Annotated in this window: 10 protein-coding genes; 2 read left to right on the top strand and 8 right to left on the bottom strand. The window is 49.8% G+C overall.

All coding sequences use genetic code 11. The annotated features are described in order from the left end of the window. Positions 1-22 precede the first annotated feature (22 nt). From HGH92_RS07775 to HGH92_RS07800, 6 genes are all read right to left on the bottom strand, one after another. Positions 23-3,601 carry a TonB-dependent receptor gene (locus HGH92_RS07775; protein WP_211092557.1) on the bottom strand — a complete coding sequence of 1,193 codons (3,579 nt, stop codon included), beginning with the start codon at positions 3,599-3,601 and terminating at the stop codon, positions 23-25. Between the two features lie 185 nt (positions 3,602-3,786). Next, positions 3,787-4,824: a FecR family protein gene (locus tag HGH92_RS07780; RefSeq protein WP_168870155.1), complete on the bottom strand. Its 1,038-nt coding sequence runs from the start codon at positions 4,822-4,824 to the stop codon at positions 3,787-3,789. Between the two features lie 106 nt (positions 4,825-4,930). After that, the gene (locus HGH92_RS07785; RefSeq protein ID WP_168870156.1) at positions 4,931-5,527 is read right to left on the bottom strand and encodes an RNA polymerase sigma-70 factor; all 597 of its coding nucleotides are present in this window, start codon (positions 5,525-5,527) and stop codon (positions 4,931-4,933) included. A gap of 85 nt (positions 5,528-5,612) precedes the next feature. Continuing rightward, positions 5,613-7,355, bottom strand: coding sequence for a WG repeat-containing protein (locus HGH92_RS07790; RefSeq protein WP_168870157.1), 1,743 nt, complete (start codon positions 7,353-7,355; stop codon positions 5,613-5,615). 85 nt (positions 7,356-7,440) lie between these two features. Next, positions 7,441-8,445 (bottom strand): SDR family oxidoreductase, encoded by a 1,005-nt coding sequence (locus HGH92_RS07795; protein ID WP_168870158.1) that lies wholly within the window; start codon positions 8,443-8,445, stop codon positions 7,441-7,443. A 146-nt stretch (positions 8,446-8,591) separates the two neighbouring features. Beyond that, a complete protein-coding gene (locus tag HGH92_RS07800) occupies positions 8,592-9,302 on the bottom strand; it encodes a hypothetical protein (protein ID WP_168870159.1) in 711 nt (236 codons plus the stop codon). A 164-nt stretch (positions 9,303-9,466) separates the two neighbouring features. Between HGH92_RS07800 and HGH92_RS07805 the strand changes: the two genes are divergently transcribed. Continuing rightward, a complete protein-coding gene (locus HGH92_RS07805) occupies positions 9,467-10,057 on the top strand; it encodes a dihydrofolate reductase family protein (RefSeq protein ID WP_168870160.1) in 591 nt (196 codons plus the stop codon). Here HGH92_RS07805 and HGH92_RS07810 read toward each other — a convergent pair. After that, the gene (locus HGH92_RS07810) at positions 10,045-10,593 is read right to left on the bottom strand and encodes a dihydrofolate reductase family protein (protein ID WP_168870161.1); all 549 of its coding nucleotides are present in this window, start codon (positions 10,591-10,593) and stop codon (positions 10,045-10,047) included. The genes HGH92_RS07805 and HGH92_RS07810 overlap by 13 nt on opposite strands. Before the next feature lie 67 nt (positions 10,594-10,660). After that, on the bottom strand, positions 10,661-11,434 hold the full coding sequence (locus HGH92_RS07815) for an AraC family transcriptional regulator (RefSeq protein WP_168870162.1): 774 nt from the start codon (positions 11,432-11,434) through the stop codon (positions 10,661-10,663). 95 nt (positions 11,435-11,529) lie between these two features. Between HGH92_RS07815 and HGH92_RS07820 the strand changes: the two genes are divergently transcribed. Beyond that, on the top strand, positions 11,530-12,627 hold the full coding sequence (locus HGH92_RS07820) for a calcium:proton antiporter (RefSeq protein ID WP_168870163.1): 1,098 nt from the start codon (positions 11,530-11,532) through the stop codon (positions 12,625-12,627). Positions 12,628-12,639: the final 12 nt, after the last annotated feature.

The raw sequence follows: 12,639 nt of genomic DNA on the forward strand, positions 1-12,639 counted from the left end.
TATTCCGGGATAACCGTTACCGTTAGAACAGATTATAAGTGAAGCCAAACATGATCTCGGTGCCACGCTTAAAGCTGCGGTTAACGAACTTATTGCCATACCACACGCCCCCGGTGCCTGGTGCGGCGTATACCGTTTCTATGGCCGGGTTCAGGATATTTTTGGCATAACCTTTAAACAGCAGGCGTTTGGTGACCTGTTGCGTGAAGATGAAGTCCAGCACAGGTACCGGCCGGGTATAGAGGTCCGGTTCACCGGTCAGGTTGATCTGCACCAGGCGCTCGCCTACCATATTGAAAGTGGCTGTCAGGTCAGTACCGGATTTGTTGTTCTTGTAATTCAGCCAGGCGTTTACGGAGTAAGGCGCCTGTTCAAACAGCGGACTGTATTCCGGGGTGTGACGGTCCAGCGATTTATTGGCCGCATATCTTTCCGGTGTTTTTTTGATGAGGCTTTGTGCCAGCAACAGGTTGGAACCGAGATTGAAATTTTTCAGCAGGGCAAACAAACGTCCCAGGTCTTTGACAACTTCCAGCTCCATACCCCATACTTTACCTTCGTTGGGATCGTTCTGGAACTGGATGGTAGGATACTCAGGATATTTGGCAGCCAAACCGTCTGTTTTCAGGCTGAATACTTTCACCAGCTGATTCTGTATCCGTTTGCCAAACAGTGACACGGAGATCACTTCTCCTCTGTTGGGAAACCATTCCCACCTGAAATCGAGGTTTTCCGTATGCTGGTTCACGAGGTGAGGGTTACCTACCACAAGTCCCATCTGGAAGGCGTCAAATTCAAATACGTTGGTGATCTCCCGAAGCTCCGGCCTTGCCAGTGTAGTGTTATAGCCTACCCTGAAATTCATGGTTTCCACGGGGGTATAAGTCAGGTTAAAGGAATAAAAAGGCTTATAACCAGTCTGGTAGGCCGTGTTCGGATTAATGAGCACCACGGGAATTTTGTTACCGTCTTTATCCACCGTGGTCAGGGAAGGGTCCAGGTATACGTCAGAAGTATCTACAGCAGATTGAATATTTGTTTTCTCAAAACGTACGCCACCGGTTAAACGTAGATGAGCGGGCAAACGCAGGTCCACCATGCCATAGAAGGCATTGGTTTCAAAAAAACCGGAATAGTTGTTAGGCGATTTCTGGCTGTTGTACAGGAAACCGCCAACAGGATGGGCGCCTTCACCGGTGCTGCCGGTGGGCATCTTGATACCGATCATTTCCGGGCTCACTAAACGGTTCAGGTTACCTTCTGTTACATACAGGGGATAAGCTCCCAGGGAAGAGAAGTTCGAGCCTGGCAGGAAAAACATATTCTCCCTGAAACTACGGTCACGGTTCAGGTAGTTCACACCGGTTTTGAATTCCTGCTTTTGATTAAACAATGGGAAAGGCAGCGTTACGTCGGCTTTGTAGTTGTAGTTGGTTTCTTTCAGTCTGCGCCAGCGCCGGCCATTAGGTTCTGCCTGGATGATGCCATAGGTGCCGTAACCATTCACATAACCGGAGTTCAGCGCATACAGGTGGTCCGTATAGGTGTTCACGTACTGGCCGGCATCAGCGCCACCTACAGGTCTTTGATAAAATGCGCCGTTACGGGGTGCATAGTCGGTGAGCGTGACAAAACGATAATCCGGATCGTTCTGGGAAGAGTTGGAAGAGGCCACGTTATAGCTCAACCGGGGACTGTATTCACCTTTCAGGAACTTGTGTTCGCCCTGCAGATTGAAGGTATGCAATGTGCGGAAAGTCTGTTTCAGCGAATAAATAGTGCTGGTAACATCGCCGGGCAGCCCGGTATACTCGTATTTTCCATACATGTTGATAGCCTGTGCTTCACTGCCCCAGCTACCCAGGTACTGCATACTGATTTCATGACGGGGGTTGAACTTGTAAGTCAACCCCGTCAATAGTCCATAGTTGATTGTTTGTGTTCCGGTGTTCTCTTTATAGGTCTGATATCTGCCCATGAACAGGTTGTTCGGGGTAATATAGTTGGGTATGTTACGCGGACTGTACACATCTTTATTACCGGTGATCACACCCTGATAAATACTGTACTGGGTCAGGTCTCCGCCGTAGATGTCGGAAGAGCGGCTGTAGTAGTTGCCACCGGCCACAATACCGAGGGTATGTTTACGGAATACTTTGTAGCTATTGCCGTAAGTAGCGGAATAAAGCTGGTTCAGGGGCGCCTTGCGATAGTTGGTGGTCAATACCGGATCGAAAGCGTTCATCAGTTTATTGATACGGGAGGCCTCCTGCTGTAAAGCCGGGTTATTAGGGCTGTTGATGATCAGCTGTTGTATCTGTGATAATCCGCCGGGGTACTGTTTGGACAAGCTCAGGAATTCGGAAGAAAGATCTTTTTTATTCACTTTGCTTCCGAAGAAACCCATTTCACTATTATAGAAGCTGTTCACACTGCCACCGGGACCGATATTGGAGTTAAAACCGGTTTGCGCGATAATGTTGAACACAGCACTGTCCGGAACGGATTTCGTTTTTAGTTCCACGATGCCGGCAGCCGCATCGGCGGGCTTGTCTGGCGTCACTGTTTTGAAGATGGTGATATTGTCGAGGAGGGAAGCCGGCACGAGGTCCAGCGGGATAGCGCTTCTGTCCGGATCGGAAGAGGCCAGGCGCACGCCGTTCAGCTGTCCTATCACGCTACGGTCGCCGAGGCCGCGGATCGCCACATATTTATCGTCGGTGATGGTTACGCCGGATACTTTCTGCAACGCCTGTGTGGTAGTGATACTGCCAGTACGTTCTATCTGCGCGGCAGATATCGCGTCCTGAACGATAGCGGCATTTTTACGGTCCTGCAGCACCGCGATGTCTGTATTGAGCTTGCGCCGTGCATTGACGGTCACCTCGCTGAGTTGTTTGCTGGAAACGGTGAGAGCGATGATCATGGTGCCGCCGGCCGCATTTGCCTTCACTTCTCTTGATTCGTAACCGATATAGCTGACAACCAGCGTCACGCCGCTTTGCGCCACGGTGAGATTAAATACCCCGTTCATATCTGTGGAAGCGCCGGTAGCGGAGCCTTTCACGCGTACAGAAACACCGGGGATGGCTTCTTTGGTTTTGCTGTCGATCACTTTCCCGGAGATCTTCACGGGCGCCGGCTGCTGGGTGATCACCACGTAACCTTCCACCAGCTTGTATTCCAGGCCTGTATCTTCCAGCATGCCATGTAAGGCGTCCTGGATACGGATATCAGCACTGCTGACGGTTACCTTTTTATGGGTTTTCTCCAGTAATTCTTCCGGTAACATAAATTTAACTTCGCTCTGCTTTTCGATAGCGAGCAAAGCTTCCTTCAGGGCTACCTTGTTCAATTGCAGGTTTATTTTCCGGGTCAGATCCTGGCTATTTACATTTGCGGCCAAAAGCAACCCCGCTGCGGTGAGTTGCAATACCAGCACAATAAATGAACATTTCATCAGGAAATAAATTAAGGGCCTTGGTCCTTTCCTTTTACCCAATGGCGCGCCGGACTGGTTTTGTTCCTGGCGGGCCCGTTGGCAGGCGAAGGTGGGTTGCATGCTAAATCTTAAAGGATTTCTTTTTAATCCTTTTTCCATACTTTTGAATGTTACTGGTTAATCCCGGTTTTCCGGGAAATCTGGTATCTCTTTTCAGATGCCTGTTCGTCGTCCAAAACTTATCAGGCATCATGAAATCACTTTGAGACGTTCCCGTGTATTTGTCAGATACCGGGAACGTTTTTTTAGTTGTGTACTGTTAGTGCATATGTTTGTTTTGCGCGTTAATGAATAGTGACCTGCCGGTTGTTTATCTTGTAGGTAAATCTGCTGCCGGCGCTCAATACACGGAGTGTTTCCTCCAATGGCCTGTTGGCTGACAGTGTAACAGTGATCCGCTTTTGCGCGGTAGTTGTTTGTTTAAAACTGATGCTCACATTATACCAACGCTCCAGCACGTCCGCCACTTCCCTTAATGTACTGTTGTTAAACGCCAGGCGTGCATTTTTCCAGCCGGCAATATCTGCTACCGGCATTTCCGCCATGGTGGCTTTTTGGGCGACCGGGTCCCAGGTGACCTGTTGGCCAGGTGTTAACACCGTTACAGATGGCGTATAGCCGTTAACGTTATCAGAATGTTCTACCTGTACTTTACCGGTAGCCACCGCTACCGTCAGTGGTGTTCCCTTGAAAGCGTTGATCTTAAAGGAGGTTCCCAACACCCGTGTTTGCACATTGCCGGTATGCACAATAAAAGGATGCGCCGGATCTTCGCTGATCTCAAAGAAAGCTTCACCGGTAAGCGTAATTTCCCTGGAAGGGCCGTTAAATGCTTCCGGATATTCCAGCTTACTGTCTGCCCCCAGATGTATCACTGATCCGTCTGCCAGCGTGATCACGGCCCGCTGACCTCTGGGGTTTTGTTTTTCAAGATTGGCCAGCGCCATGGAGGTGGCTTTGCCGTGCTTCCTGTATTGCTGTACACCGATTGTGCCCAGCGCAGACACCAGGATGGTCCAGATAGCAGCGCGGCGCAGGAAAGAGAGTCGCTTCACCGGTCGTTGCACAACAGGTGCCTGCTCCGGCTCTATGACCGCTATACGCTGTCGCAGCACTGTTTTCCAGTCTTCCGCCTGTTGGTCGTCTACCCTGATCTGCTCCATCAGCAACATGTCTGCTGTCAACCGCTCCGTTAACATTTCATCCAGTAACTGTTGTCCTTCCGGTTGCTGCATAAAAGCGGCCACCAGCAGTTTTTCTTCTGCGGTGCAGCGATTATCCAGGTATTTGTTCATTAATGCTTTCGTGATCGTATTTGCCATGTTGATAAGTGAACGATGGTCCGTTCACTTATATAGGGCAGAAAAAAAAGAAGAGGGGCTAATGGGGTTATCACAGGTAACAATTACATAACATTGACCGGGTTGATCAGGGCATCCACCAATAAAATATAACGACCATGGTTACGTCCGTATAGTCTTTCAGGTGATGCCTGAAATGGTTCAGGGAAGCTTTAATATGATTCTTAACAGTAAACAGCGACAGGTTCAACTCTTTGGCAATTTCCGCATGGGAGCGATGTTCATGGCGGCTCATTTTAAATACACGCTGACGTTGCGGACTGAGTTCATCCAATTTATCAAGATACGCCTGCGTTAATTCGTGACAGTTCATCTGGTTATCTGCCGCGGGGGTCAACAGTGTTTCATCGTCAAATGCCTGCTCAATGGGCAACATGGCCAATGACTTTTTGGTCATGGCTTTGATAACAGCATTTTTGATGGCACGGAATAAATAAGGCGCCAGTTGCACGTCCGGGTCCAGTTGCTGTCTTTTCTCCCAAACCCACAACATCAGGTCCATCATCGTTTCTTCTGCGATGCCCTTGTCCTGCAAATAGTTCAGCGCATAATTATACAACCTTCTGGAATACCGGTCGAACAATATTTCGAACGCCTTCACATTATCGAGCCTGCATTGTTCCAACAGTGAATAATCTGATAAGTCGTGTAGAGCTTCGCTCATATATTCCTTCCAATTTTTCCAGTCGCAAACATAAGGGCAAAAAAACAGCAGCGATATTATCTAAACATTAACTTTTGTTGTTGTGTTATTGCCCCGGTTGTTGCGCAATGGCTTTCTTCGCGGCGCGAAGCACTTTAAGCAATGACATGTTCCTGGTGGCACCGTCCAGTTCAGCTACTATGTCATGTGGGGACATAGGCGTGGCAGTGCCGTCTTCCGCAACTGTCACCATTTCGTTGTCTTTCAGCCCTATGGCTACTGCGTTGGGGACATTACCCATTTTTCCATCGAGGTATTCGAAGATGGTATCTGTTACGATAGTGCCATTAGCCCTCACTATTCCCCAGCTGGCCTCAGAAGTGCAATATCCAAAGAAACCTTTTTTCAGATAACTGAAACGGTAGTACGCTACAGGAAGCACCCGGTAAAATTGCTCTCCGACAGCGAACAGTCCCGCTTTCATCCCGTTGCGGACCATCGCATACCGTTCATCGTTTTCGGGCGTATACAACGGTTCTATGCTATCATAAACGACATCTGTCAACCAACCTTTATCCGGCGCATACAGGCCTGTCTTTTTATCTATCGTGACGGCAAACGCCAGGAGTGCATGTATCCAGCGAAACTGCTGCTGCGCGAAAGGCAACAACGTTTCGCCGGTGGCGTCCAGCAGCGCATTAGCCTTGCCACGCGTGACGATATAATATTCCCCGGCAGCGGTTATCTCATCCAATGCACCCACTGGCAATAGTTTCATCCGATGCGTAAAAAACAGTTTTTCCCCGTTCTCCTTTGCCAGTTGAAAATAACTGTGCCCCTCCATGTCACGGACAGCGACAATAGAAATGGCAGGTTGAAAAGGCAGCAGCACTTCACCCGAAGCGCCGATCAAGGCCCACTCATGCCCCTTTTTCACGGCAAACAAATCATGGCCGGGCAGGTGCCCATCATCATAAACCAACGGGACAATCGTTTGTCCGTTTTCATCCACCACTCCAAATTTGCCATCCATGACAACAGCGCCGTAACCATACTCAAAGTCATCGGCCCGGTCGTAGATACAGGGCACCACTTCTATGCCACGGCGATTGATATATCCCCATTTGTCCCGTTTCGACACTGTGGCCAGTCCCTCGGTAATGGGAAAATCGCCGATCGTATCATATGTTGCGGGCACTACTATTTCGCCAAGCGCGTCCTTCATTCCCTTCAACCCTTCTTCTGTAAAGACTTCCAGCCTAAACGGATGAAGGGATGATCTGATCAGCGCCCAGCCATAATCGTAGACTGCTGCATTCAGGTGTTGCCGGAAAGCAACTCCTTCTAAAAAGGGACATTCATCCAACAGTGAAGGATCATTGGCGGCTATGGCCTTATGGATAACGGCGTTGTTCTCTTCGATGCTGCCCTTCAATGCTGCCGCTTCCGACAGATAACCATCACCAGGCGGCGTCTCATCTATCGATTCTCCCCACGGCGCCAGACGAAAAAATCGTAAGCCCGCTCTTTCTTCGAGGTACCGAAAAAGTTTCTCCCTGGCTGCCAGGAAAGCGGCAGGATCATCCAGCAGTGCAGACTGGTGCGCTTCTATAAAATCATACAATGCACGCAGTGCAATAATGCCATTTTTCGCCAACGTATACAGGCCACCTTCCGCACCATGATCCAATGGTGGCGAAACAGCGATATCGCCGGCAAACAGCGGATGGAACAACAAAGGAAACCCGTTCCCCCAACGCATCATCGGGTTATAAAAATAACTGTCTTCTGTAGGAGGGAAGTGTTGCGCTATCGTTGCCGGGATGGAGTCCTGATTTAATAAGTACATACTGCGGGTCATAATCAACAATGTTGTATCCGCAAGTATACAAAAAATAGAAGCAAGTCCCTGCCAGCTGAAAAGTGATTAGTCCTTACGGTTGGCCGGCGCCTCCGGAGGAACCATACACCTGTCCGGTAGCGTAACTTGCGTCAGCAGCAGCCAGCTGAACATAAATAGAAGCCAGTTCCGCCGGTTGTCCCGGCCGGCCAAAAGGTGTTTTAGCGCCGAAATTTTTCAGGTTCTCCTGCGTAGAACCGCCACTCACCTGCAAAGCCGTCCAGATAGGCCCGGGCGCCACGCCGTTTACCCTGATGCCTTTGGGTGCCAGCTGTTTAGCCAGTGATTTGATGTAATTGGTCGTGGCAGCTTTCGTTTGTGCGTAATCGTATAGTTCTGCGGAGGGGTCATAAGCCTGCTCCGACGTAGTACCGATGATAACAGCGCCTGGCTGCAGATGAGGCAAGGCTGCTTTAATAATCCAGAAAGGCGCGTAGATGTTCGTCTTCATCGTCCAGTCAAACTGTTCTGTGGAAATGTCGAGAATAGAAGTATGCGCCTGTTGCCTGCCTGCATTGTTCACCACGATGTCCAGTCCGCCTAATGCGCTGACAGCGTCCGCCACCAGCTTCCGGCAGAACTCCTCATTCCGCAGGTCACCGGGGAGTGCCACGGCCTTACGGCCTTCCGCCTTAATAAGTGCTATTACTTCCTTTGCGTCCGGCTCTTCTGTAGGGAAATAATTGATGGCCACGTCGGCACCCTCACGGGCATACGCAATGGCAGCTGCGCGGCCCATGCCGGAATCTCCGCCGGTAATCAATGCCTTGCGGCCTTTGAGGCGTCCGGAGCCTTTGTAGCTTTTTTCTCCGTGATCGGGGCGTGGGTCCATCTGGCCTGCCAGTCCGGGCCACGGCTGTGATTGCGCTTTAAAAGGAGGCCTGGGGTATTTGCTGATAGGGTCTTCTATACCAGCTATTGAAGACATCGATGCCAAACTGTTGCCCCTGGCTATCATATCGGGTACTGTCAACATTGCGAGGGAAGTTCCCACACCGGTAAGCATACGGCGACGGGTGATCTTGCTGTCTGATTCCATAACCTGCGTTTTAATGGTGAGCACGGCCGCCTAAGCAAGACAACCATGCATAGCGGGGCACATTTTCCATGCCAGAACAACATGGGAATCTCAGCAGTAATGGTATAAAAAAGAGAGAGCCGCTTTATAAAAGCGGCTCTCTGAGATTATTTACTGATAGGCTTTCCTTGTTCATCAAAGGTCTCTATCTTCGTTTGATTTTGTTTATCTACATAGATCTTAATCCTCACTTTTCCTTTCTGGTCACGGATAAACAGCCCCACTTCATCTTTCCAGGTGCGGCCTACAAAGAGCCTTTCAGTGCCAAACTTCCCTTCCGAGGCCAGCTGGTTCGTTGCCTCTTCATATATTTTTTCATTCTTCAGCGCTTTGAGGGAATCTATTACCCTGGTCAAACGGGCGCTGGTAAAGTCATCCGGGCGGTCCCATATTTTCAGGCCGTAGGAACGGGCTTTGTCTCCTTCGAGTTCCTGCATGTATTGCAGCTGCATAATCTGATCATTGCGGTATTGATCTACGGAATACACCATGCCGGCGCCATCTTTTTTGGTAGCGTCATATACCAGGCCGCCGCATTCGTCACCGGCGCTGTTGAAGAAAATGAGGCCTGCCGATCTTTCCCTGGCGGCTATCGGTTTACCTTCTACCAGACCAGGGTGCTGTCTTTCAGCGTTGGAGATGACCATCTTCAACGTACCGTCTTTCTCCACTACGTTGATTCTTTCCACATCTATTTCCTGAAAACGCTGTTTACCGAAGTCCGTACGGAAAGCCATAAAAAAGAACGCTATCAGTACAGTGGTGAGAATAAGAGCATAGGCTTTTAAAAAACGGACTTCACGTTGTAATTTTTCCATTTTATTGATCGATTTTAAATGTGTGGTGACAATTGTTTATTTAGTAATCAGTAATGATAAAACAAATATCATTCATCACGCGTTTTTTTGCCCCGCAAATTTGTCACATCTCCCCCTGTTCCCTATCCCAAAACAAGCGTAGGTTTGCTGAACATAAACATATCATGAGAAAACTGATCTTACAAATGCAGCTGTCTGTGGACGGCTTCGCGGCGGCGGCCGACGGAAGCGGCAGCTGGATGGTTTGGAGTTACGGAGACAACTGGACCTGGGACCCTGCCCTGCAGGATTATCATACTGCACTGATAGCATCCGCAGACGAGATATTGTTAAGCAGAAAGATGGCAGAAGAAGGTTTCATCGGCCACTGGGAAAAAATGGCGGGGCAGGTCAACAATCCACAGGCCGTATTTGCCGGACATATCCGGGATGCGGGGAAAGTTGTGTTTACGCATACGCTGGACCAATCTAACTGGCCAAATACAGTGCTGGCCAAAGGCGATCTTACAGCAGAAGTGAAGGCGCTGAAAAAAAAGCAGGGGAAAAATATGATAGTATTTGGCGGTGTTTCCTTTGTATCCGCGCTGATTGCAGCGGGACTGATAGACGAGTATCATCTCATCATCAATCCCGCAGCTATCGGCAGGGGAATGCCCGTTTTTGACAAGGTGCAGGGCGTATTGGGACTGTCGCTGGTCAACACCACTGCGTACCCGTCCGGTATAGTTGTGTTACAATACCGTTATGCAGGCTGATAACAGAGCAGCATCACGCCTTTATCCAGCTGACGGCTGCCGGTGAGCTGTAAACCGGTCTGCATGCCTTCGCCGAAGAAACGTTTGCCACTGCCCATCAGGACCGGATGTACGAGGAACTGGTATTCATCAATCAGGCCTGCTTTGGCCAGCGATTGGACCAGCGCCGCGCTGCCTTCTATCTGTATCTCTTTGCCCGGTTGTTGTTTCAGCCGGGCTATCTCCTGTTCAATATTATCCCGGATGATGGTGGAATGCTCCCAGGTGGCTTCTTTCAGGGTAGTGGACACCACATACTTCTGTACGCTGTTTAATTTGGCAGCGACGCCCATTTCATTATTTTTCAGGGAAGACCAGTAAGGCGCCAGCATCTCATATGTTTTGCGGCCGAAAAGGATAGCATCTGCCGACAGAATGCCTTCGCGTATAATGTCCTGACGCGCCTGGCTGTCGTAAGGGTTAAACCACTGTCCCATGCTTTCAGCGTCAAAAATACCGTCCAGTGTCATCCAGGTAGAAACGATTAACTTTCTCATACGTTGTTTTTTTTGATACAAAGTAACGACGGCAACAATCCAGTGTATAGAACAAACCCGACAATCTTCAGGCGGGGAAGTCCGTGGCCGCTTTCTGGTATTCCAGCGGCGTGAGACCGGTAAAATCACGGAATGCCCTGATCAGGTGGCTCTGATCTGCATAACCGTGCTGAAAAGCCACGCCAGCCATGTCCGTAAAGCCATTACCGCCCAGCTGCCGCAACGCGGCATCAAACTGGCAAATACGGCCAAACGTTTTAGGCGACACGCCTACATGCATATCGAACATACGCTGCAAAGTACGCTCTGTCACATACAACTCCTGCTGTACCTTCAGCATAGACAATGCTCCGCTATGTTGCTGTATCATCCTGGTGGCAAAAAGAACAGGTTGATGTATGTCCAGTTTACCGGGAGATATCAACCGTAAGAAATAATTATTCATCAAGGTCAATCGCTGCTCCAGCGACGGAGCGTTCAACAGCTGCTCCCGCACGCGCATGTCCCGTGCCGGTTCAGACAAACTGATATCCACACTCAGGTCTGTCAGTTCCCGGGCACTCCAGCCAAACAGGGCCTTCAGTGTATGTGGATACAGAAAATACGCGATCAGCGTCGTTGGTCCGGATACCGGTAAAAGAATAGGGCGGATATTCTGCCCATATAGTACAAGATGATCTACTTTGAGATGGCTGGCTGTCAGCTGGAAAACAACGCTGGGATATCCTTTTGCGATCAAAGGCAGGAAAGTGTCGAAAGCCAGGCGCTCACTCTCCAGTACCATGATATGGCTTACATAACCGGCCAATGCAGGAAGCGGTGTGATCAGTTGCGTTCTCATTTAACAACGTGTATGCTGTAAGTTAAACTTTATCTGTCAGCCACGGAATAGCATTTTTTTATGAACTAATTAAATATTTTTTTGTAATTACGTATATGCCATACACACACATTCTATACAAACGCTGGAATATCGCCTTACCTCTCTGGAGCCTCGTCAGTCCCCTGATAGGGCTTGTCATCCTGATGCTGGCCGGCAGCATACACAGTACGTTTTTCTCGCTGCTGATGGCCGTATCCCTGATCAGTATCGTATTGTCTGCCGTACATCATGCCGAAGTAGTGGCCCACAGAGTGGGAGAACCTTATGGCACACTTATTCTGGCGCTGGCCATCACGGTGATAGAAGTATCGCTGATAGTGTCCCTGATGCTGAGCGAAGGCGCCGAAGGCTCCACCCTGGCCAGGGACACCGTATTTGCCGCCATCATGATCCTGTTGACCGGTATCATTGGCCTCTGCCTGCTCCTCGGGGGCTATCGCTACAAAGAACAGGTGTTTATCAAACAAGGCACCAATGCGGCCCTTACTACCCTAACGGCCATCTCTATACTGACACTGGTATTGCCCAACTATACCACCACCACGCCAGGACCGGTATATTCCAACAGTCAGCTGCTGTTTGTGGCGATCATTTCCCTCGTATTGTATGGTGGTTTTGTCTCCGTACAAACCGGCCGCCACAGGGACTATTTCCTGCCGGAAGAAGAAGGGGATACACATTCCGCACCACCGAACAACCTGACGACCACCCTTAGTATGCTGTTTCTGCTGATTGCATTGGTATTGGTCGTGATGCTGTCGAAAAAACTGTCGCCCACCATAGAATCGATGGTGATCAGCATGGGCGCGCCCAAAAGCCTCGTGGGTATTATCATTGCGGCGGTCATCCTGTTGCCGGAGGGGCTGGCGGCCATACGCGCGGCGCGGCGCAACAGGCTGCAAACGAGCCTGAACCTGGCGCTGGGCTCGGCGCTGGCCAGTATAGGGCTTACCATCCCTGCAGTGGCCATCGTCACCGTCTTTGCAGGTTTCAGCGTTACGCTGGGCATAGACACCAAATCCACGTTATTGCTGATATTGTCCCTGTTCACCATCAGTATTTCCTTTAACGCCGGCCGTACCAACATCCTTCAGGGCATTGTGCTGCTGGTGATCCTGGCGACTTATCTGTTTACGACGGTTGTACCATAAAAAAATATATAC

Source organism: Chitinophaga varians, from assembly GCF_012641275.1.
Taxonomy (GTDB): Bacteria; Bacteroidota; Bacteroidia; order Chitinophagales; family Chitinophagaceae; genus Chitinophaga; species Chitinophaga varians_A.